Origin of the sequence: Alteripontixanthobacter muriae (genome assembly GCF_013336795.1) — a bacterium.
Lineage (GTDB): Bacteria > Pseudomonadota > Alphaproteobacteria > Sphingomonadales > Sphingomonadaceae > Pseudopontixanthobacter > Pseudopontixanthobacter muriae.
Window position 1 is genome coordinate 516,271 of sequence record NZ_JAAFZT010000035.1, and the last position, 23,739, is coordinate 540,009.

Genomic DNA, 23,739 nt, shown 5'->3' on the forward strand with positions numbered 1-23,739 from the left:
ACCCCGCCTGGCTCAGAGATCAAACTCCGTAACCAGCGGCACATGGTCGGAAGGCTTGTCCCAGTCGCGGGCGTGTTCGTGCACGCTATGCGCGACGGCTTGCCGGGCAAGCTGCGGGCTGGCCCACATGTGATCGAGCCTGCGGCCGCGATCATTGACCTTCCAGTCTTTCGAGCGATAGCTCCACCAGCTGAAGTAACGCTGTGGGTCGCGTATATGTTCGCGGCCGATGTCGCTCCAGCCGTGGGCGTCGCGAAATCTATTAAGCGTATCCACCTCGATCGGGGTGTGGCTGACGACTTTCAGCAGCTGCTTGTGGTTCCAGACGTCGCTCTCGAGCGGAGCGATGTTGAAATCGCCGACGATCAGGGTGGGGCAGTCGACCTTCTCCGCCCAACGGGTCATCCGTTCGAGAAAGTTCAGTTTCTGGCCGAATTTCACATTCAGCTCGCGGTCGGGAATGTCACCGCCAGCGGGCACATAAACGTTCTCGACAACCATGCCCTGGCCTGCGCCGCCCAGTTCCACGCCGACATGGCGCGCTTCGCCATTGTCCTGCCAATCATGGCGTGAATGTTCCTTCAATGGGATCCGGCTGACGGTGGCGACGCCATGATAGCCCTTCTGCCCGTGCACGGCCGTGTGGACGTAGCCCAGCTTTGCAAAGGCTTCGAAAGGGAAGGTCTCCTCGACTGTCTTGATCTCCTGCAGGCACAGGACATCGGGCGCTTCCTCGGTAATGAAGCGTTCGACGATCGGCATCCGCAGGCGGACGGAATTGATGTTCCAGGAGGCAATCTTTACCATGGCGCGGCGATAGGGCGGCAGGCGCTGCATGTCTATCGGGGAGGGAAGAAGCCGTGCGAAGGCGAGAGGATGCAAAAAACCCTCGCGCCGGGGGCAGTGGCACGAGGGTTCATTTGTCAGCGTTCGTCACGCTTTGACGAAACGATCTGTGTGGAGGTCAGGGCAACAGGGGGGAAACCCACCTCCGATCGCTTCGTCACCTGTTTTCTACGCCGCTCCGGCTTGCCACGTCATGAACGATCAGGGCCGTGTAACGCGTATGTGGAACAGTATAGCGGCCAGCGGTTCAGCGGGGGCGACGAGACGTTTTGCGCGGGTCGCGATAGGTGAAGGAATTGTCAGCAACCGACACACCGTAGCGATGGTTCTTCAGGCGAACCGTGGTGCGCTGGTTCTGCGCATCCAGAGTGACCCAGTTGGTCAGTTCAAGTCCGCCCGGCGCAGAAGCGTTCTTCGTGAAGATCATCGTCATCACGCCGAATTCCGGCTTGTTCGGGTCGCGCACTTCGACGCTGACCACATCGGAATTGCCGGTCGGCAGCAATTTGCCGAATTTCTTCACATCGCGCGATGGGTCGAGCAGCGCACCCAGCGGCGAATTGGCGATCGGCCAGCGCTGGACCTGGTTCACTTCGTAATCCACCAGCGTCAGCGATTTGCCGTTCGATACCACCAGCATGGGCACGCCCTTCTGGTATTCAAAACGGATCTTGCCGGGGCGCTTCAGCGTCATCACGCCATTGACGGATTGTCCGTTGCGGTCGGTCTGCGTGAAACTGGCGCGCATGGTGGTGATGCCGCGCAGGGCGGCGACGGCGCGGTCGAGATCCCCGGCTGCAGCAAGCGCCGGAGTAACCGGCAGCATCATGGCGGCATAGGGTACGCCGATGGCGAACGCGGCCGCCAGGGCGGCGCGCAGCGGCTTTTTGGCTATCGTGAGCAAGATGGGTGTGTGCAAGATAGGAATGCTCCGTGTCATTAGATGCCATACATGGCGACGAAGCGTTGAACCATCACTGAACCCTGCCGGTTCCGCAGGTTCATCATTCGGCATCGGCCCGCCCGCTGGCAGACCGGATCCGAAGCACCATACCCGCCGGTCAGGCGGGCATTCGCATCACTTGATCTTGGCTTCCTTGAACTCGACATGCTTGCGCACGACGGGATCGTATTTGCGGAAGGTCATCTTTTCCGTGATGTTGCGCGGATTCTTGGTCGTCGTGTAATAGAAGCCGGTGTCTGCGGTGGAGACCAGCTTGATCTTGACGGTTGCGGGTTTCGCCATGGCGCTATCCTGATGCTTTCGAGAAGCTGGCCGGAAAATGCCGCCAGCGAACTGATAGGGTAAACAACATCGGGCGACGCATCGCGCCGCCCCTCATATGCCCAGCGCCTTGGCGGACAGTCGCCCACAAGTCAAGCCGAAGGTCAGGCCCAAGGCTCGCGCGCGGGGCGGATCTCAATAGTCCACCTTGCCGCGCGAGGCCTTGATCGCGCCGCGGTTCTTCTTGCCGCGGATCCGCTTTTCCTTGTTGATCCGGTTGAGGCGGCTTTTCCTGCGCTGGCGCGGCTGGACATGGGCCTGCCGCAGCAATTGCCCCATGCGCTCGCGCGCCTCGGTCCGATTCGCATCCTGCGTGCGGTGGCTGCGTGCGGTCAGAACGATCTCGCCCCGCGCGTTCATCCGGTTGCCGGCGAGACCCTTCAGCCTGCGGAAGACTTGCGGCTGCAGGCGCAGCGCGAAGACATCCAGCCGCAACTGAACCGCCGTCGCCACCTTGTTCACGTTCTGCCCGCCCGGTCCGGAAGAAGCGATGAAACTCTCTTCCGCCCCTGCCAAAGCCTGGTCCAGCCATTCTTGGCCGACGGGACCGCCTTCACCCATCTGTGATGCCTGCAAACCCCAGTTCTGCAAATTCGGGCGGCGGAGGCGCGCTGGCGGCGATGTCGTCCTTGGCCTCGCGCGGGATGGTAAGGTCTGCCGCGTGCAGCATCATTCGCGCGTGTGGCTGCCGCTGGCCATACAGCGGATCGCCCAGCAGCGGCGCGTCCAGTCCCGAAGCTGCGTGTACGCGAATCTGGTGAGTCCGGCCTGTCTCCGGGCGGAATTCCAGCAGGCTGTTTCCATTCACAACCGCGATACGGCGCCAGAGGGTGACGGAAACCTTGCCCGCGCGCGCCGGGATCATGCGCCAGCCCTGCTTCTCGCTGCTGACTTTCGAGAGGGCGAGGGTGATCGTGCCCTCTTCCTCCGCCACTTCGCCCGCGACGATACCCAGATAACGCTTCGTGACCTGGCGATCCTCGAATGCGCGATTGAACCGCTTCAGCGCCTTCGGATTACGGGCCAGCAGCAGGCAACCGGAAGTATCGGTGTCGAGCCGGTGCACGATGGCGGGCGGGCGGTGAAACCCGAGCTTCAGCGCCTCGAAATGGTCGCTCAGCGCCGGGCCGCCCCGGCGCGGGGTTTCCAGCGGCAGACCCGCTGGCTTGTCGATGACGAGCGCCTCGCCGTCCTCGAACAGGATGGGTATGTTCATGCGAGTTCCGCTTTCATCATTCCGCGCAGGGCGTTGCCGATCCAGAACCCGCCCTCCAGATCCTCCAGCCGCAATTCGGCTTCGGTCGCGCGCCCCGATTCGATCAGGGCACGGCGCTGCACGCCGGGCAACAGGCCGAGATGAGCGGGCGGGGTGTGTAGAATTCCGTCACGCTGGACGAAAATGGACGTGAAGCTACCCTCGGTCAGCAGCCCGTCGTCGCGCATCATCAGCGCTTCCGCCGCGTCATTGTCATGGGCGACTTCGAGCGCATCTTGCCAGAAATGCCGATCGGTCGTCTTGTGCCGCAGCCGGAAATCGCCGCTGCCGGTGGGCAGGGGAAGGACAATGCAGCGGGCAGAGTCGGCAAGTGGCTCTGGCAGCGCCGAAGCCTCTAGTGAGGTGGCACCGCTCCGCGCCAGCATCAGGCGCAACCGGGCGGGCATCTCGAGTTCGAAGCACAGGGCATGGATCGCGTTGCGCGCGGCATGGCGGTCGAATGCGAAGCCGAGCGCCTCGGCGCTGTTCTTCATCCGCTCAAGATGCAATTCCAGCAGGGCGATGCCTTCATCGGGGTCGAAGCGCATGGTTTCCAGCAGGTCGAAACCCGGCGCCGCTCGCCGCGCGAAATCGCCCTTCAACAGCGCCTCGCGCCATTCGGGAAGCGCCTCGCTGTCGGCGACGATCGCGGACCCGACGCCCAGCACCGCATGGCCTTGCCCGTTCTCGACCGGCGTCAGGCGCAGGGTGCGGATGGCGACGTTGAACGCCGCATCCCCGCCATTTTCACCCGCAGGCCCGCCGATGCGGCCGATAGCACCGCAATAAGCGCCTCGCGCGCCGGTTTCGGTAGCGGCGATCAATTCCATCGCGCGGATTTTCGGAGCGCCGGTAATGGACCCGCAGGGAAACAGCGCCCGCACCAGCTGCATCACGCTCGTGCCCGGACGCAGCGTCGCTTCGACCGTGGAAACCATCTGGTGCAATGTCGGGTAGGTTTCTACGGCGAAAGGCTTCTCGACCTGAACGCTGCCGGGCACGGCGACCCGCGACAGATCGTTGCGCATCAGGTCGACGATCATCAGATTTTCGGCCCGATCCTTCGCCGAATTGCGTAAGTCCTCGGCCAGCGCCTCGTCCTGCTGCGGCGTTTCCCCGCGCGGGCGAGTACCCTTCATCGGCTTGGCACGGGCGGTATCGCCCTTCACCGACACGAACAGTTCCGGCGACAGGCTGAGCAGCCAGCTTGACCCGTCGAAGATCACGCCGCCATACCCCGCCTGCGATTCCGCGCGCAGGGCGGCGTAGATCGCCAGCGGATCGCCGCGCCAGCTGCCGGCCAGCGGGAAGGTCAGGTTGGCCTGATAGATGTCGCCATCGCGAATTGCTTCCTGCAGCGCAGTGAATTGCGCGGAATATCCGCCGGGCGCAATCTGCGGGTCGAGCGGTCCGAGGCTGTTTATACCTTGCGGCGAGCCATGCTGTTCCAGCAAGTCCGGCACTGCATCCGGGCTGAACGTCTCGCAATTGTCGAACAGGCCAAGCCAGACCAGCGGGCCACCTGCTCCGACACGCGCATCGGCTGAAGCGCGCAGGCGCGGTTCGAGGGCAAGGCCAGCCTCATAGGAAAGATAACCCGCCAGCGTGTGCCCGCTTTCGCGCCGCGCGGTGTCGGCTGCGGCGAGAACCGCTTCGACCTCGTCCGCCCGGCGCGCCACGAAGACCTGCGAAGGGCTGCTGTAAAGCTGCGCATCTGCCGCATTTTCGCGCCTTGCATCGTCGAGCAGGACAAAGGGAGCCGCATCCGCCATCCCGACCCATTTACCGCCTTCACCCTTCAAGTCGAGGGGCGGCGTGCAATCAGCGAAGCTCGGGCGGCCAATTTCTCGATCCGCGAGGCCGTCAGGGAATGCGTATCTCGGCCCGCAATCCTCCTTCCGACCGGTTGGCCAGGACCAGCTTTCCCCCGAGCGATTCTGCGATGGCGCGGGCAATCGCGAGGCCCAGGCCCGATCCGCCGGTCGCGCGGTTGCGGGATGCCTCGCCGCGGATGAAAGGTTCCATCATCGCGCCGATCTGGTCTTCCGCTATGCCCGGTCCTTCATCCTCGACGCGCAACAGGGCCGCGCCGCCTTCTTCTTTGACCGAAACCCTCGCCAACTCGCCATAGCGCAGGGCATTGGAGACGAGATTGCGCAGCGCCCGGCGAAGCAGGGTGACCTGAACGGGCCGAACGATGCGCATCATCGGGCCGAGTTCGACCTGTGCGCCCATGTCCTCGAATTCCTCGACAACCGCTGTCACAAGCGTCGACAATTCGGCCCTTTCCGGCGGCTGGTCGGAACGGCCGATGCGGGCGAGCGCGAGAATGTCGTCGAGCGTTTGCGAGAGATCGTCGATGCTCGCCGCCATTTTCCGCCGTTCGGCGTTGTCTTCCACCGTTTCGATGCGGACGCGAAGGGCGGCGAGCGGGGTCTTGAGGTCGTGCCCGATGGCACCGAGCATCACATCCTTCTCGTTCAGCATGGCGGCAATGCGGCGCTCCATCGCCTGCTGCGCGCTGACGAGCCGTTGCACGTCTTCGGGGCCACGAAGCTTCTCCGGCAGATCGTCCGGTAATTGCCCTGCCGGTGCGCGGCCGAAGTCGTCCACCCGGCGGGTCAGATCGGCCAGTGGACGGGTAGTTCGTCGCAATAGCAGGGCCAGCCCGCCGACAAGGACGAGGTAGATGATCGCCGTCTGCAAGACGATGCCGCGCCAGACACGCGGTTCGCGCCTGCGTTCCGGCTGGCGGGATACCAGCCATGTGCCATCATCGCGCAGGATGGCGGCCAGCATCACCTGGCGATCTGCGGCATCGGCGCTGCCTCCCCTCCCTCTGCGGGTCAGCCAGGCGAGAGAGGCGGGATCGTCGGCCACGGACGCGCGGCCCACCGCGATGTCTTCGAAAGAGATGTTCTGGACCTTGAGAATTTCACCCAGCGCGGCCTCCCGCGCCGGTTGGCGTTGCCCGGTCAGGGCGACGGGCAGGTTGGCGCTTGTCGTCAAGGGCGGACCGCGCCGTGCGCGGCGTGCACTTCTGTCGCTCCGCCGGTCGCGACTACGCTCCAATCCCTGCCCGGTCTCATGCGCGATGAAGCGGAAGGCGGCGGTGTTCAGCATCTCCGCTTCGCGCCTTTCCTCCGCAGCACGGTACAGCAGGACAGCGGAGATGCCCTGCGCCGCCAGCAGCGCCAGCGCCGTCCACAGCAGCACCTGCCCCAGCAGGCTGCGCGGCCACAGCCGAATCATTGCGCCTCTGCGCCTGCGCGCTGCACGTCGGCGGCGAAGCGATAGCCGCCGCCGCGCACGGTCTGAATATATTCGGGATTGCGGCTGTCCGCCTCGATCTTGCGGCGCAGGCGGCTGACCTGATTGTCGACCGCGCGGTCGAACAGATGCGCCTCGCGTCCCTGCACCATATCGAGCAGGCGGTCGCGGTCCAGCACCTGGCGCGGATGATCGAGAAAGGCGCGCAGCAGGCGGAACTCCGCGGTCGAGATCGAGATCATCGCCCCGTCGGGGTCGGTCAGGCGGTGCTTCAGCACATCCAGCCGGAATCCTTCGAATATATAGTCGCGATCCCCGCCTTCCGGCGCTGGCTCCTGCGCGCCCGGCAGGCGGTTCGCCCGCCGCAGGACCGAGCGGATCCGCGCCACCAGCTCGCGCGGTTCGAAAGGCTTGACCAGGTAATCGTCCGCGCCGATCTCGAGACCGATGATCCGGTCGGTGGCCTCGCCCTTCGCCGTCAGCAGGATGGTAGGAATGTTCCTCACCTCCACGAGGTGGCGGCACAGCGACAATCCATCCTCACCCGGCATCATGATGTCGAGCAGGACGAGATCGGGCGTTTCATCCACCAGCATGCTGCGTGCAGCGGCGGCGCTGGCGGCTTCCGTGACGGCGAACCCCTGGCGTACCAGATAGGCGGCCAGGGGTTCACGCAGGATATCCTCGTCATCGACGAGCAGGATGGCTGTTTCGTCGTCCGTCATGCCTTCACCTGACAAGCCGCGCGCGCCCGGGCAAGGATCAGTTCGCCGGTGATGCGCGGTTCGCCCGGTAAGCCTGCCGCATCGCTTCCCGCGCGGCCTTGCGCTCGGGGGCAGTGACGGTTCCATCATTGTCGGCATCGGCGGCAGCGAAACGGGTCATGGCTTGCGCGGTGAATTCCGCCTTGGTGATGGCGCCATCGCCATTCGCATCGACATTCTGCATCATGCCGCGTCCGCCCATGCGGGCCCAGCCGCCATGACGCTTGCCGCGCCGACCCTCGCGCATTTCGCCGCCACGCGCGCTGCGCATTGCGGCGAATTCCTCGCGGCTCAGGCTGCCGTTGCCGTCAGTGTCGATGCGGTCGAAGCGGGCGTTCTGGCGCGCCGCACGGTCGGCCTGGTCCAGCCTGCCATCATTATTGGCATCCATCCTGTCAAAGGCGGTGCTTGCCCGGGTCTGCGCCTCGGCACGGGTGAGGGTCTTGTCGCCGGTCTGGGCGACGGCGATGCTGCCGGTCGCGGCCAGCGACAGGATTGCGGCGGAAAGGGCGATTGTCTGCTTGCGCATAGTTCCTGGTCCTCTTGAAGATCTGGAGAGCTGCGACGTTCCGTTCAGGGGGGTAGGCCGGACCCGCCGCAACTCATGACACCCTTCTAGACCCCGAATGTCGCAGGCTTATGCCGCAATCGGCTGTCTCTGTCGCAAAGTGTCGCGGAGGCGCGGCTCCGTTCACCTGGTCGCAATCGCCGGAGGTTTGCAGGCGCTCAGAGCGGTTTGCAGGCATCCTCCATCCAGGCAAGGACATCGCCTGACAGTTGCGGCGCGAGGATCTCGCGGCATCTGGCGTGATAGTCGTTCCACCACGCCTTCTCGTCTTCCGTAAGCAGGCTCGCTTCCACCATGTCGCGGGCGATGGGCACGAAAGTGAGCGTGTCGAATCCGAGAAAGCGGCCCCCATCCGTCCCGAAGCCTGCCCCGTCCACTTCGCGCGCGACGGTCAGGATCAGGTTCTCGATCCGGATGCCGTATTCCCCGCCCTTGTAATAGCCGGGTTCATTGGACAGGATCATGCCTTCGTGCAGTTCCTGGCCCGTGCCGGGGTATGAACCCGTCATCTTGGCGATGCGCTGCGGGCCTTCGTGAACGCCGAGGAAGCTGCCGACGCCGTGGCCCGTGCCGTGGCCGTAATCCAGCCCGACCTGCCACAGGAACTGGCGAGCGAAACCGTCCAGCTCGCCACCTGCGGTGCCTTGGGGGAAAACGGCGCGGTCGATGGCGATATGGCCTTTCAGCACGCGGGTGAAGCGGTCGCGCACTTCGGCAGTCGGCTTCGCCTTCTCACCAGCCCCGGAAATCCACACCGTACGGGTGATATCGGTTGTTCCGTCGAGATATTGCCCGCCCGAATCGCACAGGAAAACGCTGCCCTGTTCGATGGTCAGGCTGCTTTCCTCGTCCACACGGTAATGCGGTATCGCGGCATGGGGTCCGGCGGCCGAGATCGTGTCGAAGCTCTGGTCCCGGAGCAGGCCGGTTTCATCGCGGAAGGCGCGGAGTTTAGCTGCAGCGGACAGTTCCGTTTCCTTGCCGCTCGTTGCCTCGGTGGCCAGCCAGTGCAGGAACTTCGTCACCGCTGCCCCGTCACGGGCCTGGGCATCGCGGTGCCCCTGCACCTCGACCGGGTTTTTGATCGCTTTCGGCAGGATAGTGGGATCGCGATCCGCGACCGGCTTCGCGCCAGCGGCTTCCAGCGCCTGGTAGATGCCCGCGACGCCGTAGTCCGGATCCACCGATACGGTCTTGCCCTTCATGTCGGCCAGCGCCCCTTCGAAGGCATCGCGCTGCCTGACGGTGACCGCATTGCCGAGGTGCTGGGTCAGTTCGGGCGTGATCTTTTCGGGCGCGACGAACAATTCGGCCGTGCCGTCCGCATGGGCGATGACATAGGACAGGGCGACCGGCGTGCGCTCCACATCCGTGCCGCGAATGTTCAGCAGCCAGGCGATGGAATCGAGCGCCGGAATGACTGCCGCGTCATAGCCTTCCTCTTTCAGCCAATTGGCGACCTCGGTGCGCTTGTCGGCGCTGGAGCGGCCCGAATGTTCATCGACATGGATGGTGGCGGGGGCCGACGAGGGCTGAGGCTGGTCTTCCCAGACTGCGTCCACGGGGTTCTGCTCGACCGGCACCAGGCTCATGCCCTTTTTTGTCAGTGCCTTTCCGATCCTGTCGGCCCAGCCCTTCGTGTGCAGCCACGCATCGTAACCGATCTTCGCGCCCGCCCCGGCGTTCTCCGCGATCCATCTGCCCATTTCGACATCGGGCACGAGGCAGTAATCGTAGAGCCGTTCGTCCACCTGATCGCGTACCTGAATGGTGTAGCGGCCGTCGATGAACATGGCCGCGCCCTTGCCGCCTTTGCTGCTGTCCTTCCGCAGCACGACCGCGCTGCCCGCCGATCCGCCGAAGCCGGTCAGCCAGGACAGGCGCTGGGCATAGCTGCCGATATATTCCGACATGTGTTCGTCGGAAATCGGGACGACGAAGCCGTCCAGCCCCTGACGCTGCAATTCTTGACGAAGGGAGTCGAGGCGGGCTTCGTGGGTCTGCATCAGCATGGCGGTCTGTCCTTGGTCTTGTTCTTTTGTCTCCATCTAACATAGGGGATCGGAATGACCGATACCACACCTGCAGGCCCGCCCGTCGCGGCCAGAAAACCGTCCAGCCTCAGCCATCACGGCATCGATGTGTCCGATGACTACGCCTGGCTGCGCGATCCCCTCTATCCGGAAGTGAAGGATGCCGAGATCCTGCGCCATCTGAAGGCGGAGAACGCCTGGTTCGAACACCGCATGGCACCCCATCGCCCGCTGGTGGACAAGCTGTTCGCTGAAATGCGGGGGCGCATCAAGGAAGCGGACAAATCCGTGCCGCAGAAGGATGGCCAGTGGCTCTATTGGGTCGAATATGAGGAAGGTGCCGAATACAAGAAATGGTGGCGGTGCCCGGTCGGCGAGGAACCCGGCGGCACTGGCGACGAGCTGATCCTGGACGAGATCGCACTTGCCGAGGGCTGCGAATATTTCCGGCTCGGGGCTATCGCGGTCAGCGCCGATGGACTGAAACTCGCCTTCAGCGTGGACGATAATGGATCGGAACGCTTCACGGCCCGCTTCCGCGATCTGGCCAGCGGCGAGTTGCTGGCGGACGAGATACCCGGCACGCTGTCCTCGCTGGTCTGGGTCGGGAATGATCGCGGGGTAGTCTACAGCCTCGCCAACGAACAATGGCGCACCGATAATGCGCGGCTGCACTGGCTGGGCGATCCGCTGGGGAGCGATGTCGAACTTTACCACGAGGATGACGAAGGCTTTCGCGTCGGTTCGAGCCTGTCGGCCAATGAGAAATGGCTCGTCATCGGTACATCGGATCACGAAACCAGCGAAGTGCGCCTGGTGCCGGCGGACGATCCGCTGGCGGAGCCGATCCTTGTCAGGGAACGGCGCAAGGGCGTGGAATACGAGGCGGACGAACGGGGCGGCACGCTGTTCATCCTCGCCAACGATACGCATGACAATTTCCGCCTGGCCACCGCTTCGCTGGACAAGCCCGGCGATTGGAAGACCCTGGTGGAGGGCAGCGATGAGATCTATCTGACCGGCCTCGACCTGTTCCGCGATTTTTATGCGCTCGAATCGCGCGTGGGCGGCCTCGATACGATCGAGATCCGCTATTACGACGATCCTTCGCGGATCGAGCCGATCGCCTTCCCGGCGGCAAGCTACACCGCGTCGCTGGGCGACAATCCCGAATGGGCGATGGAGCGGCTGCGCGTGTCCTACGAAAGCATGGACACGCCTGCGACCACCTTTGATTACATCGTGGCCGAGCGGCGGCTGGAGGTGCTGAAGGTCCAGGAGATCCCCTCGGGCTACGATGCTTCGCTTTACGAAACGCAGCGGCTTGAAATCGCGGCGCGGGACGGGACGATGATCCCTGTCAGCATCCTTCACCGCAGGGGCCGCGCGCCTTCCGGTCCGCTGCATCTCTACGGCTATGGCGCCTATGGCATCGCCATTCCGCCGGGCTTTTCGGTCACGCGCCTCAGCCTTGTCGATCGCGGTTTCGCCTATGCCATCGCGCATGTTCGCGGCGGCGACGATCTGGGGAGGGCATGGTACAAATCCGGCAAGCTGGAGCAGCGGATCAATACCTTCACGGATTTCGTCGATGTGGCGAAAGGCCTGGTGGAGCGCGGTTATACCGCCGCCGGGCGCATCAGCATCTCCGGCGGATCGGCTGGCGGCGAACTCATGGGCGCGGTGATCAATTCCGACCCTGAACTTTGGGGCGCCGTGGTCGCCCATGTGCCCTTCGTCGATGTGCTGGCGACGATGCTCGATGCGTCGCTGCCCCTGACGCCGGGCGAATGGGGCGAATGGGGCAATCCGATCGAGGACAAGGCCGCCTTCGACCTCATCCTCAGCTACAGCCCTTACGACAATGTGGCGGCGCAGGATTACCCGCCCTTGCTGGTGACGGCGGGTCTGAACGATCCCCGCGTCACCTATTGGGAACCGGCGAAATGGGTGGCCCGGCTGCGCGAGAAGAAGACCGATGCCAATGAACTGCTGCTCAAGACCAATATGGGCGCGGGCCACGGCGGCAAGTCGGGGCGTTTCCAGTCGCTGACCGAAACGGCAGAGGAATTCGCATTCATCCTCTGGCAGATGGGCCTTGCGGAACAGGAGGCGACGGGGTGAGCGCCCGCTTCACCCGCCGCTTCGAGGCAAAGCCCGAACATATCGACGAGCTTGGCCATGTGAACAATATCGTCTGGCTCGGCTGGGCGCAGGACATCGCTACCAGCCATTGGAAGGCTAGGGCGGACCCGGCCCATGTCGAGGCCTATTTCTGGGTCGTGACCCGGCACGAGGTGGATTATCGCGGTAATATCGGCGCAGGCGAGGCGGTCACGGCGGAGACATGGATCCCCGATGCACCTCGCGGCGCCCGCTTCGACCGCTGCGTCAGCTTTTCCGACGATGCCGGCAAGGTGTTGGTATCGGTGCGATCGACCTGGGCCATGCTGGACAAGGCCAGCGGCAGGCTGGTCCGCATCAGGCCGGACGTCGCAGCAGCCTTTTTCGCTGAAGAGTAAATCGGGTGAGCGACGGACTGGACACGTGCGTCCGGCCCGCCGCTTGCCTCATCAGGCCAGCAGGTCCGCGACCGCGTGATATTCATAGCCGAGTTCTTCGGCCACGGCGCGATAGGTCAGCTTGCCCTCATGCACGTTCAGCCCTTCCGCCAGATGCGGATTGGCCCGCATTGCGTCCTTCCAGCCCATCCGCGCGATCCGCAGGGCATGGGGCAGGGTGACGTTGTTCAGGGCATAGGTGCTGGTGCGGGCAACCGCGCCGGGCATGTTCGCAACGCAATAATGCACGATCTCGTCCACGACATAGGTCGGTTCGGCATGGGTGGTGGCATGGCTGGTTTCAAAGCAGCCGCCCTGATCGATGGCGACATCGACCAGCACCGCGCCGGGCTTCATCAACCCGAGCATTTCTCGCGTCACCAGCTTGGGTGCGGCGGCCCCGGGGATCAGCACCGCGCCGATGACCAGATCGGCCTCAGCCACTGCATCTTCCAGATTGGCCTTGTTCGAAAAGCGCGTGCTGGCCCGGTTTTCGAAGAAAGTGCCGACCTTGTCGAGAACATCGGGATCGCGGTCCATGATGGTGACCTGGCCGCCGAGCCCGACCGCCATCTGCGCCGCGTTAAAGCCGACCACGCCGCCGCCGATGACGACGACCTTGCCCGGCATCACGCCCGGAACGCCGCCCAGCAGCACGCCGCGCCCGCCATGCGCCTTTTCCAGAGCATTGGCACCGGCCTGGATGCTCATGCGGCCTGCAACCTGGCTCATGGGTTTGAGCAGCGGCAGCTGTCCGTTGGGCCCGGTCACCGTTTCATAGGCGATGGCGGTCACACCCGAATCAATCAGGTCGCGGGTCTGGTCGGGGTCGGGAGCAAGGTGCAGATAGGTGTAGAGGATCTGGCCCGATCGCAATTTGCTGCGTTCCTCCGCCTGCGGTTCCTTGACCTTCACCACCATTTCGCATTCTGCGAAAATCGGGTCGGGGCCGTCCACGATCTTCGCGCCTGACTCGACATATTGTTCGTCGGTGGCGCCGATGCCCAGGCCTGCGCCGCTCTGGATCCAGACCTCGTGGCCGTGATGCACCATTTCCTTCGCGCTTTCGGGAGTCAGCCCGACGCGATATTCGTGGTTCTTGATTTCTGTTGGGCAACCGATGCGCATCGCGACTCTCTCCTGCGGGGCCGGACGGCCCGGATTTGCGGGCTTCGTTACAAGTGAAACCGCCTTCCTTCAACCCATCGCAGGGGTCTGACTTGCCGGGCAAAGCAGGGGGAGCGCCGGGCAAGGCAGGCGAATGCGCCCGGTCTTTTTTTACAAAACGTCATAAGAGAGTCACACAAGGGACGCAGAGGCGCCACAAATACGTCATGGTAAAGAGGTTCCAACAGCGTGAAACTGGCATCGTCCTTAGCATTGCTCGCATCGGCAGCCGGGTTGAGCCATGCCGCATCCGCACAGGAAAGCGCGCCATTTCCTGCCCCGGACAGCTCGCAAACAGTCGCGCCGGGCGAAACTGCACCCGTCGTGACCGTATCGGATGGCGCAGGGATAAATGACGCCACTGGCTGGAGCTTCAAGCCGCGCGGCCGCATCCAGCTCGATGCCGGGGTAGTCGATACTCCGGACGGCTCCGGCCTGCCTGACGGCTCAGGCGAGGAAGTGCGCCGTGCGCGTCTTGGCTTCAGCGGAACCACTCCGGGCGATTTCGGCTTCAAGGTCGAGGTGGACTTCGCTAGCGGCAGCGTGGAATTCGCGGACGCAGTCATTACGCGCCAAGTGGGCAATGTCGAACTGACGGTAGGGCAGCACAACAACTTCCAGTCGCTAGAGGAAGTGACAAGCAGCCTGCACACATCGTTTCTGGAGCGAGCAGCGTTCACCGATGCATTCGGTTTTCAGCGCCGGCTCGGCGTGTCGGCGCAATATCTGAAGTCGGATTTGCTGCTGCAGGCGGGTGTTTTCGGCCAGCCGATCGATTCCGACGGGGACCGCGACTGGAGTTTCGACGCGCGCGCAGTCTACATGCCCAGGATCGGCGGTACCCAGTTGCACCTCGGCGGATCGGCGCACCGTGCGCGGCTGAACGAAGGCGAGGCGCTGCGCTTCCGCCAGCGGCCCGGCGTTCATTTCACCGATCAGCGCTTCATCGATACGGGCCGCTTCGCCGCCGAATCGGAAACCGGCTTCGGGCTGGAGGCCGCCGCCATCGCCGGCCGGTTCCATTTCGCGGCCGAAGGGTTCCGGCAAAGCGTGGATAGGCCAGTGGCTGCCGATGCCAGTTTCTTCGGCGGCTACGTCGAGGCCGGCTACTTCCTGACCAAAGGCGACCGCCGTGGTTACAAGGATGGCAAGTTCGACCGCATCCGTCCCGAACGCCCGGTCACCGAGGGCGGGGTCGGGGCTGTCCAGCTGAATGTCCGTTACGATTACCTCGACCTGGTGGACGAAGACATTGTCGGCGGCAAACAGAATGCTCTCGGCCTCGCCCTGATATGGGCGCCCACTGCCAACACGCGGCTGATGGCGGAGTACGAGCGCCTGTCATACGATTTCGCCGAACCCACGCTCACGGGCGATACCTCTTACAGGGTCGACGCTTTCGGCGTCAGGGCACAGTTCGACTTCTGAAGTTCTGTCGCAATTGTAGCCAAACTGTCATGCAACGGTCCTATTGGATCGCCATCCACCTGATTCACCCTAGGAAATTCAATGCGCCTTTCGCTCTCCATCGGTTTTGCCGCCCTTTCAGCCCTGGCCCTTTCCGCCTGCGGCACTGAAGGCGGCGCGACGCGCGATTCCGTTCGCGCGGTCGGATCTTCCACCGTCTATCCTTTCGCCAAGCTGGTTTCGGAAAGCTTCGCCCGTTCCAACCCTGGCATGAACAGCCCGCTGGTCGAATCGACCGGTTCGGGTGGCGGCATCCAGCTCTTCTGCCAGGGCGTCGGCACCAACACGCCGGACATCGTGAACGCATCGCGCCGGATGAAGGCGTCGGAATTCGCCACCTGCACGCAGAACGGCGTTACCGAGATCGTCGAACTGCAGGTCGGGCTCGACGGCATTGCCTTCGCATCGGCGCAGAACGGCATCCAGATGAATCTGACGCCGGAAATCGTCTATCGCGCACTGGCCGCCAATCCTTACGGCGAAGAACAGACCGCGAAGCTCTGGTCCGATATCGACCCCAGCCTGCCTGCGCAGCCGATCCTGGTCTACGGTCCTCCGTCCACCTCGGGCACGCGCGACGCGCTGAAGGAACTGATCCTCGAAGTCGGTTGCGAAGCTGGCCCCGGCATGGAAGCCATTAAGGAAAGCGACGAGGATCGCTACGATCAGATCTGCACCGAGGTCCGCAATGACGGCGCCTATGTCGATCAGGGAGAGCAGGACAATCTGATCGTCCAGAAGATCGAAGGCAACAAGCAGGCCGTCGGCGTTTTCGGCTATTCCTATCTCGAGGAAAATGCCGACAAGGTTCAGGGCCTGCCGATGAACGGCGTCATGCCCACCTATGACAACATCGCAAGTTTCGAATATCCCGGTGCGCGGCCGCTTTTCATCTATGTGAAGAAGCAGCATCTGGATGCCATCCCGGGTCTGCGCGAATATGTTGCCGAATGGGCCAAGAACTGGTCGCGTGACGGATTGCTGACTCGTGCCGGAATGATCGCTTCTCCCGACGACGTGATGGCGCAGAATGCCGAAGCCGCCACGAACTTCACCACTCTGACGGCCAGCGATTTGGGCTGACCGGCTCTGCGCCGAACGGCGCGAATGACAGACACTGCGCCCGCATATCTCGCACGAGATATGCGGGCGTTTTCTTTGCCTTTCGCCTGACGCTGGCAAGGGCGGGCGCGCTTCGCTAAGGGAGCGTGCATGCAATATGAATTTTCCGAATTGTCGCCCGCCGAACGCTACAAGCTGCTGGTGAACACCATTACGCCGCGCCCCATCGCCTGGGTGGTCACGCTGGATAATCTGGGCCGTACCAACGCCGCGCCCTATTCCTTCTTCAACGCCATGGGAGCCGACCCGGCGCTGGTGGTATTGGGCATCTCGGGCGACAATGCCCGCGCTGGCGAGGCACAGAAGGACAGTCTGCGCGTCATCCGCGAAACGGGCGAATTCACCATCGCCCTCGTCACGGAAGCCGATGCCGAGATCATGGTGATGACGGCGATCAACGCGCCTGCCGGCACCAGCGAACTGGAGTTTGCCGGTGTCGAGACGCGCCCGGCCCGCCATGTAAAGCCGCCGGTAATCGCGACCTCGCCGGTCACCTTCGAATGCCGGGTGTGGAAGATCATCGACACTTCGGACAATTCCGCCATCGTCATTGGCGAAGTGATCGCAATGGACATCGTCGATTCCGTCCTAAGCGAGGAAGACGGCAAGCTGCGCATCGACGCACCGGCGCTGAACTTGGTGGGCCGTGCCCATGGTGCGGGCAATTACTGGCGGGGGACCGACCAGATCGTCATCGACCGCAAGAGCTGGCCTGACGAAACCGCCTGATCGGAGCTGATAGCTTCAGCTTAAAGCGGGTTACCGTTCTCGTCGCGGTAGATGTCGCGGCGGCCGACATGGTTGGCGGGGCCGACCAGCCCGTCGCCTTCCATCCTCTCGATCCATTTCGCCGCGGTATTGTAGCCGACGCCCATCTGGCGCTGCAGCCAGCTGCCGCTCGCCTTCTGGTTTTCGAACACGATCTGACAGGCCTGCCGGTACTTGCGCTCGTCCGGATCGTCGCTGGCGGTCAATTCGTCGTCGAAGCCGAAGCCCCCGCCATCTTCGGGTTCTTCCGTCACCGCGTCGACATATTCCGGCTTGCCCTGGCCGCGCCAGTGGCTGGCGACCTGTTCCACCTCGTCATCGGAGACGAACGGGCCGTGCACGCGGACCAGCGCGCCGGTGCTCGGCTTGAACAGCATGTCGCCCTTGCCGAGCAATTGTTCCGCGCCCTGCTCGCCCAGGATGGTGCGCGAATCGATGCGGCTGGTGACATTGAAGCTGATGCGGGTGGGCAAATTCGCCTTGATGACGCCGGTGATGACATCGACGCTCGGGCGCTGCGTCGCCATGATGAGGTGAATACCGGCGGCGCGGCTCTTCTGTGACAGGCGCTGGATCAGCACCTCGATCTCCTTGCCGACAGTGACCATCAGATCGGCCAGTTCGTCGACGATCAGCACGATCTTCGGCAGCGCCTGGTAATCGAGCTGTTCTTCCTCGTAGAGTTCCTCGCCAGTTTCGGGGTCGAAGCCGGTCTGGACACGGCGGCCCAGCGGCTTGCCCCGGGCGGCGGCGGCCTTCACCTTTTCATTGAAGCCGTCGATATTCCTCGCGCCGATGCTGCTCATCTGCCGGTAGCGGCGCTCCATTTCCTCCACCGCCCATTTCAGCGCCCGCACCGATTTGTGCGGTTCGGTGACCACCGGTGAGAGGAGATGCGGAATATCATCGTAGCTTTTCAGTTCCAGCACCTTGGGGTCGATCAGGATCAGGCGGCATTCGGCCGGCGTGAAGCGGTAGAGCAGCGACAGCAGGATGCAGTTCAGCCCCACCGACTTGCCCGAACCGGTAGTGCCTGCCACCAGCAGATGCGGCATCGCGGCGAGGTCGGCCACGATCGGTTCCCCGGCGATGTCCTTGCCCAGGATGATGGGCAGCCCGTCGTCACTGTCGGCGAAGGCGGCGCTGGCGGCCAGTTCCTTCAGCACGACCATCTGCCGGTCGGCATTGGGTAGTTCGATCCCCATCACGGTCTTGCCGGGAATGGGCGAAACGCGGGCAGAGATCGCGCTCATGTTGCGGGCAATGTCTTCGGCCAGGCCGATGACGCGGCTGGCCTTTATGCCGGGTGCGGGCTCCAGTTCGTACATGGTGACCACGGGACCGGTGCGGACGGCGGTAATCTCGCCCTTCACGTTGAAGTCGTCGAGCACGTTCTCGAGCAGGCGCGCATTGCGCTCCAGCGCCATCTTGTCCAGCTTCGGCGCGGCATGCACGGGCGGTTCTTCCAGTAGGCCGAGGCTCGGAAGCTGGTAGTCGGCCGCGAACATATCCGTCTGGCGCGGCTTTGGCGTGCGGGCCGCGGCTGGGCGCACGGGTGCCGACGGATCGGAGATTTCGGGCGACCGGCGCGGAGTGTCCGGGATATGCTCACGCCGCGGCTCTCCGCGCGCTTCGGCCCGCGCCGGTGCTGGCGAAACCTCGGGCGTGGCGCTGGTATCCTGTGCGGCGGAGGTCCTGCGGCGAGCAAGCGGCATGGTCTTGAGAAAGCCCGGCAGCGTCAGCAGCGCGGCCCAGTCCAGCGCGAAGACCCGCGTGACGATGGTAACGCCGCCTGCCAATGCGGCCAGCGCGGCCAGCAATATCACCCAGCCTTGCAGCGCTTCCGGCAGGCCGGACACCATCCCCTCGACCGCGCCTGCGCCGAGAAGGCCGACGAGTCCGCCCATCGATGCGGGCAGGGTGCCACCCGGCCCTTCGAAGGCGAGCGACAGAACGCTGGCAAGCAGCGCCATGCCGAGCAGCAGCAGCCCGATCGGGCGCCACCAGCGGGTATCGGTGTCGCGGTCCTCCTCCTCCACGTCGCGCCACAATTTGCGCGCGAACACGTAAAGGAGCGGGAGCAGCAGCACGGATGCGAGGCCGAAGGTGAAGAGCGCGCGCTCCGCAGCCCATGCGCCGCTCAGGCCCATCCAGTTGCGAATATCCTCACCCGATGCGGCGGTAGAGGGGCTGGCATCGGTCTGCGTATAGCTGACCAGCGCCAGTGCGAGGAACAATGCGGCGGCGAACAGGACGACCGCGCCGACCATCTGGCCCGCCCGGCGCAGCGAGCGGCGGAAGGCTGCGCGCCAGTCGGTCGCCGCCTGCTTGCCGCTGCTGCGATTGAGGCCCCGGTCCCCGATTGCGCGTGTCGCCATTACCCGTCTTCCGCTGTTCGGTGCCGCAGCCGATGCCGCGTCCCACCCCGGCGGGACCATGGCCCGTGACCCGCCCCGCCGTCAAGAATCCTTGGGGCCTCAGCGCCTTTCGGATCGTGCACCAACCCATCCGAAGGCCCAATCCACGGCGGCCCAGCGGGCGCAGCCGAGCGCTGCGGCGCGTTCGGGAGTCATGCCGCCGAGCGCGATAACCGGCATCTCAGCCTGGGCAGCAAGACGCGCGTACCCTGATGGCCCCAGGACCGGTGCACCGGCATGGGACCGGGTCGCAAACACCGGCGAGACAAAGGCGGCGTCAGCGGAAACCGCGTTTGCCGCCTGCATCTCGCCCTGATCGTGCACTGTCGCCAGGCGAAGCAGGTCGGTGGATGGAGCGGGCAGAACCTCTGGCGAACCGTAGATGCCGTCAGCACCCCACTGCCGCGCTGTTTCCGCATCGGCAGACAGGATCACCAGATGACCCGAGCGCCGGGCCAAAGCCGAAAGCGCGTAGAAACGCTGGCGCCTTCCGACAGGATCGAGGTGATAGTGCCTGAACACGAATCCCGAGTTTGGCGGCAGGGCGCGAAGGGCATCTTCCAATACGGCGTCATTGCGCGCATCGCTCAGAAGCCAGCGGATCGGGAGAGGGGTCTGGCGCGGCGGCATGCAGGCGTTATAGGCTTGCGTCATGAACGATGCAGCCCCCGACATTGGCCCCGGCGCAGTCACCCGGCTCGAGGCCGTCGAACACCGTATCCAGCGCGCAGCGCGGATCGCCGGACGTAACGCGGACGAGATCACGCTGGTCGCCATCAGCAAGACCCATGATGCGGCGGCCATCGAACCGCTGCTGCATGCCGGACACCGCGTTTTCGGTGAAAACAGGGTGCAGGAGGCGCAGGAAAAGTGGCCCGCAATGCGTGCACGATACGAGGGGGTAAAGCTGCATCTGGTCGGCCAGTTGCAGTCCAACAAGGCGGAGGATGCCGCGGCCCTGTTCGACTGCATTCATTCGCTGGATCGGAACAGTCTGCTCAAGGCGCTCGCCAAGGCATTCGACAAGCTTGACCGGCGGGTGCCCTGCTTCGTGCAGGTGGACATTGGCGACGAGCCGCAGAAGGGCGGCTGCCCTATCCCCGAGCTTCCGGCATTCCTCGAACGGGCGCGATTGGCCGATATCCCGCTCGCCGGGCTGATGTGCGTCCCGCCGCAGGGGATTGAGCCTGCGCCGTTCTTCGCGCTGCTCGACAAGCTCGCTCGCGACAATGGCCTGGAAACTGGCACTGGCCTCAGCATGGGAATGAGCGGCGATTTCGAAACGGCGGTGAAGCTGGGCGCGACCCATGTGCGGGTCGGGAGCGCCCTGTTCGGCGAACGTCCGGCGCAGGGCTGACACGCCAGCCTCGCTCAGGCCTGCTCCAGTTCCGCCTGCTCCAGCGCCGCCTGGCGTTCGTCGCTGACCGCGTCGAGCAACTCGCGCTCCAGCCTGACCAGCCGGTCCTTGGCCGTAACGCGGTTGCCGGTGAGATCCGTGACGTAAAAAGTGTCGGCCGCGCGTTCGCCGAAATTGGTGATATGCGCCGAACGCACCACCAGCCGGTTTTCGAACAGGGTGCGCGCCACGCGGTTGAGCAGGGCCGAGCGATCGCGGGCATGTACCTCGATCACGGTAAAACGGTTCGACGCCTTGTTGTCGAAAATCACCTGCGGCTTGACTTCGAATGCCTTGGCCCGGCTGTGGGGAAGGGGTCTTTGCGCAAGACGGGGGACCAGCGCAATGCGGCCTGCCAGCGCGTCAGTGATGGATGATTCTATCCGTTCGAGCTGGCCGGGATCGTTGAAGGGAGCGCCATGCGGGTCTTGCACGATGAAATTGTCCACCGCCCAGCCATTGCGCGTGGTGTGGATGCGCGCATCGATGATGCTGGCACCGGCCAGGTGGATGCCGCCCGCAATGCGATAGAACAGACCCGGATGGTCAGATGCGATCACGCTGACCATGGTCGCGCCGCGTTCGGGGCAGTGTTCGGTATGGATCGACAATTCATGTTCCATCCGCCGCGCTGCATCGTACTGCACGATGTTCATGGCGGCGATGTCGCCCGGTTCCGCGATCCAGTAGGCATCGTCGAACAGTTTGCCATGCCGGTCGAGCAGCGCGGCATCGTCCTTCAGGGCGGCGCGAACGGCCTCCTTTTTCGCGGCGACGCGCTGGCTGCGACCATGGCGCATATGGCCCAGCCGCAGCCGTTCGTGCGCGGCGTCGAACAGTTCGCCGAGCAATTGGCCCTTCCAGCTGTTCCAGACGCCGGGGCCGACAGCGCGAATATCGACAGCGGTAAGGATGGCGAGATGGCGCAGGCGTTCGATACTCTGCACCCGGGCGACGAAATCCTCGATGGTCTTGGGATCGGTCAGGTCGCGCTTGAACGCGGTCGCGCTCATCAGCAGATGCTGGCGGACCAGCCAGGCGACAAGCTGCGTCTCGCCATCGTCCAGCCCGAAACGCGGGCAGAGTTCGTAGGCGATCTCGGCACCCAGTTCGGAATGATCTCCGCCGCGGCCCTTGGCGATATCGTGCAGCAAGACGGCGACATATTGCGCCCGCCGGCTCTGCACCTTGTGGATCAGGCGGGTGGCGCGGGGGTGATCGTCGGCCAGCAACCCGCGCTCGATCTGAGAGACGAGGCCGATGGCGCGGATCGTGTGTTCGTCCACCGTGTAATGGTGATACATGTCGAACTGCATCTGCGCGTTGACCCTGCCGAAATCCGGCACGAAGCGGCCAAAGACCCCGGCTTCGTTCATCCAGCGCAGCACGGTTTCCGGATCGCGCCGCCCGGAAAGCAGGTCCAGGAACAGCGCGTTGGCGCGGGAGTCTTCCCGCATTTCCGCCTGGATGAGACCAGAGTCGCGATCCGCCTGCCGCATGGTGGAGGGGTGGATTTCCAGCCCCATTTCCTCCGCCATGCGAAAAATCTCGATCAGGCGAACAGGGTCTTTCTGGAACCAGTCGTCCGACGGGGCGGCGATGGTGCCGCCGAATACGCGGTAGCCTTTCACGATGCGCGGCTTGGCGGTAAAGCCCGCCAGAAGACCGCGGCGCGCCCGCTTCTGGGCAAACTCCTCGTCGATATGGGCGAGGAACACGCCGGTCAGCGATCCCACTCTCTTCGCCTGCAGGAAGTAGAACTGCATGAACCGTTCGACGCTGCTCTTGCCGGTGCGGTCGGCGAAGTTCATCGCGGTCGCAACCTGCCGCTGCAGATCGAAGGTCAGCCGGTCCTCTGCGCGCCCGGTGATAGTGTGCAGATGGGCCCGAACCGCCAGCAGGAAGCTTTCCGCCTTGCGAAAGCTGCGATATTCAGCAGGAGTGAACAGGCCCTTGTCCACCAGTTCGGCGGCGCTGCGCACGCGGTGGATGAACTTGCCAATCCAGTACAGTGTCTGCAGGTCGCGCAAGCCGCCCTTGCCATCCTTCACATTGGGTTCGACGACATAGCGGCTGTCGCCCATGCGCTGGTGGCGGCGGTTGCGTTCCTCCAGCTTTTCGGAAACGAACTGCCGGCCTGTTCCGGCCGCGACCTCGGCCCAGAAGCGCCGCGAAACATCGGCATAAAGCGCCTTGTCGCCCCAGACATAGCGCCCTTCCAGAAGCGCGGTGCGGATGGTGAGGTCCGCAATCGCCATCTGGATCGTCTCGTCAACCGTGCGGCTGGACTGGCCGATCTTAAGGCCGAGGTCCCACAGCAGGTAGAGCATCGCCTCGACAGCCTTTTCGCACCATGCCGAGCCTGGCATGCCCGTGACGAAGGCGACATCCACATCGGAATGCGGCGACATTTCGGCCCGCCCGTACCCGCCGACTGCAATGATGGTCAGCACCTCGCGCGGCGATCGCGACATGGCGGTCAGCAGATCGCGCGTGACGAAATCATGCGCCAGCCGCAGCAGCTGATCCATCAGGAAAGCATGCCCGGCGGCGTTTTCGTGCCCGGCTGACGGGCGTTCGACCAGCCGCCGGGCGAGTTCGGCGCGGCCATTCTCCAGCGCCTGCTTGAGCAATGCCAGAACCTGCGGACGCGCCGCCTCTCCTGCCTTCTTTTGTCCGGCCGCCTTGGCTTCGGCGACAAGTTCCGCGATCCGACCGGCGATGGCTCGCCTGTCGATCACGTCACGCTGGTCGATAATCGCCGTGCGCGGAGGCAGGTTCCGGCTGGGTTGCCGGTCCGCGTCGGGCAAGGCGGCCGGT

General features: G+C 64.2%; 20 protein-coding genes. 6 read left to right on the plus strand and 14 right to left on the minus strand.

Going from position 1 to position 23,739, the window contains the following annotated elements:
• Positions 1-12 precede the first annotated feature (12 nt).
• The 10 genes from G7A66_RS12410 to G7A66_RS12455 all read right to left on the minus strand — a co-directional run bounded on the left by G7A66_RS12410 (position 13) and on the right by G7A66_RS12455 (position 10,000).
• The gene (locus G7A66_RS12410) at positions 13-807 is read right to left on the minus strand and encodes an exodeoxyribonuclease III (RefSeq protein ID WP_174295933.1); all 795 of its coding nucleotides are present in this window, start codon (positions 805-807) and stop codon (positions 13-15) included.
• Positions 808-1,093: 286 nt separating this feature from the next.
• On the minus strand, positions 1,094-1,675 hold the full coding sequence (locus tag G7A66_RS12415; RefSeq protein WP_232366879.1) for a LolA family protein: 582 nt from the start codon (positions 1,673-1,675) through the stop codon (positions 1,094-1,096).
• A gap of 249 nt (positions 1,676-1,924) precedes the next feature.
• Positions 1,925-2,092, minus strand: coding sequence for a 50S ribosomal protein L33 (rpmG, locus tag G7A66_RS12420; protein WP_160755883.1), 168 nt, complete (start codon positions 2,090-2,092; stop codon positions 1,925-1,927).
• Positions 2,093-2,266: 174 nt separating this feature from the next.
• Positions 2,267-2,692, minus strand: coding sequence for an alternative ribosome rescue aminoacyl-tRNA hydrolase ArfB (gene arfB, locus G7A66_RS12425; protein WP_174295935.1), 426 nt, complete (start codon positions 2,690-2,692; stop codon positions 2,267-2,269).
• Positions 2,685-3,347, minus strand: a complete 663-nt coding sequence (locus G7A66_RS12430; protein ID WP_174295936.1) for an RluA family pseudouridine synthase — start codon at positions 3,345-3,347, stop codon at positions 2,685-2,687. The genes arfB and G7A66_RS12430 overlap by 8 nt, the downstream gene beginning before the upstream one ends.
• On the minus strand, positions 3,344-5,158 hold the full coding sequence (gene pabB / locus G7A66_RS12435) for an aminodeoxychorismate synthase component I (RefSeq protein WP_174296057.1): 1,815 nt from the start codon (positions 5,156-5,158) through the stop codon (positions 3,344-3,346). Before pabB ends, G7A66_RS12430 begins: the two co-directional genes overlap by 4 nt.
• A 91-nt stretch (positions 5,159-5,249) precedes the next feature.
• Positions 5,250-6,638 (minus strand): sensor histidine kinase, encoded by a 1,389-nt coding sequence (locus G7A66_RS12440; protein ID WP_174295937.1) that lies wholly within the window; start codon positions 6,636-6,638, stop codon positions 5,250-5,252.
• Positions 6,635-7,381: a response regulator gene (locus G7A66_RS12445; protein WP_174295938.1), complete on the minus strand. Its 747-nt coding sequence runs from the start codon at positions 7,379-7,381 to the stop codon at positions 6,635-6,637. The genes G7A66_RS12440 and G7A66_RS12445 overlap by 4 nt, the downstream gene beginning before the upstream one ends.
• A 37-nt stretch (positions 7,382-7,418) precedes the next feature.
• Entirely contained in the window at positions 7,419-7,949 is a 531-nt protein-coding gene (locus tag G7A66_RS12450; protein ID WP_174295939.1) for an EF-hand domain-containing protein, read from the minus strand.
• A gap of 197 nt (positions 7,950-8,146) precedes the next feature.
• Positions 8,147-10,000 carry an aminopeptidase P family protein gene (locus tag G7A66_RS12455; protein WP_174295940.1) on the minus strand — a complete coding sequence of 618 codons (1,854 nt, stop codon included), beginning with the start codon at positions 9,998-10,000 and terminating at the stop codon, positions 8,147-8,149.
• A gap of 54 nt (positions 10,001-10,054) precedes the next feature.
• On the opposite strand from G7A66_RS12455, the gene G7A66_RS12460 reads away from it, so the two are divergent.
• Entirely contained in the window at positions 10,055-12,145 is a 2,091-nt protein-coding gene (locus G7A66_RS12460; RefSeq protein ID WP_174295941.1) for a S9 family peptidase, read from the plus strand.
• Positions 12,142-12,543, plus strand: coding sequence for an acyl-CoA thioesterase (locus tag G7A66_RS12465; RefSeq protein ID WP_174295942.1), 402 nt, complete (start codon positions 12,142-12,144; stop codon positions 12,541-12,543). The genes G7A66_RS12460 and G7A66_RS12465 overlap by 4 nt, the downstream gene beginning before the upstream one ends.
• Before the next feature lie 51 nt (positions 12,544-12,594).
• Here G7A66_RS12465 and ald read toward each other — a convergent pair whose 3' ends face one another.
• A complete protein-coding gene (gene ald, locus G7A66_RS12470; protein ID WP_174295943.1) occupies positions 12,595-13,710 on the minus strand; it encodes an alanine dehydrogenase in 1,116 nt (371 codons plus the stop codon).
• 228 nt (positions 13,711-13,938) lie between these two features.
• Between ald and G7A66_RS12475 the strand changes: the two genes are divergently transcribed.
• From G7A66_RS12475 to G7A66_RS12485, 3 genes are all read left to right on the plus strand, one after another.
• Positions 13,939-15,177: an OprO/OprP family phosphate-selective porin gene (locus tag G7A66_RS12475; protein WP_174295944.1), complete on the plus strand. Its 1,239-nt coding sequence runs from the start codon at positions 13,939-13,941 to the stop codon at positions 15,175-15,177.
• A gap of 81 nt (positions 15,178-15,258) precedes the next feature.
• Entirely contained in the window at positions 15,259-16,299 is a 1,041-nt protein-coding gene (locus G7A66_RS12480; RefSeq protein WP_174295945.1) for a substrate-binding domain-containing protein, read from the plus strand.
• Positions 16,300-16,428: 129 nt separating this feature from the next.
• Positions 16,429-17,067, plus strand: a complete 639-nt coding sequence (locus G7A66_RS12485) for a flavin reductase family protein (protein ID WP_174295946.1) — start codon at positions 16,429-16,431, stop codon at positions 17,065-17,067.
• A 20-nt stretch (positions 17,068-17,087) separates the two neighbouring features.
• Here G7A66_RS12485 and G7A66_RS12490 read toward each other — a convergent pair whose 3' ends face one another.
• Both G7A66_RS12490 and G7A66_RS12495 read right to left on the minus strand, forming a co-directional pair.
• Positions 17,088-19,484, minus strand: a complete 2,397-nt coding sequence (locus G7A66_RS12490) for an FtsK/SpoIIIE family DNA translocase (protein WP_174295947.1) — start codon at positions 19,482-19,484, stop codon at positions 17,088-17,090.
• 99 nt (positions 19,485-19,583) lie between these two features.
• A complete protein-coding gene (locus G7A66_RS12495) occupies positions 19,584-20,177 on the minus strand; it encodes a thiamine phosphate synthase (RefSeq protein WP_232366842.1) in 594 nt (197 codons plus the stop codon).
• Between G7A66_RS12495 and G7A66_RS12500 the strand changes: the two genes are divergently transcribed.
• Positions 20,176-20,880: a YggS family pyridoxal phosphate-dependent enzyme gene (locus G7A66_RS12500; RefSeq protein ID WP_174295948.1), complete on the plus strand. Its 705-nt coding sequence runs from the start codon at positions 20,176-20,178 to the stop codon at positions 20,878-20,880. The genes G7A66_RS12495 and G7A66_RS12500 overlap by 2 nt on opposite strands.
• A gap of 14 nt (positions 20,881-20,894) precedes the next feature.
• Here G7A66_RS12500 and G7A66_RS12505 read toward each other — a convergent pair whose 3' ends face one another.
• A complete protein-coding gene (locus tag G7A66_RS12505; protein WP_174296059.1) occupies positions 20,895-23,678 on the minus strand; it encodes a [protein-PII] uridylyltransferase in 2,784 nt (927 codons plus the stop codon).
• Between the last annotated feature and the right edge of the window lie 61 nt (positions 23,679-23,739).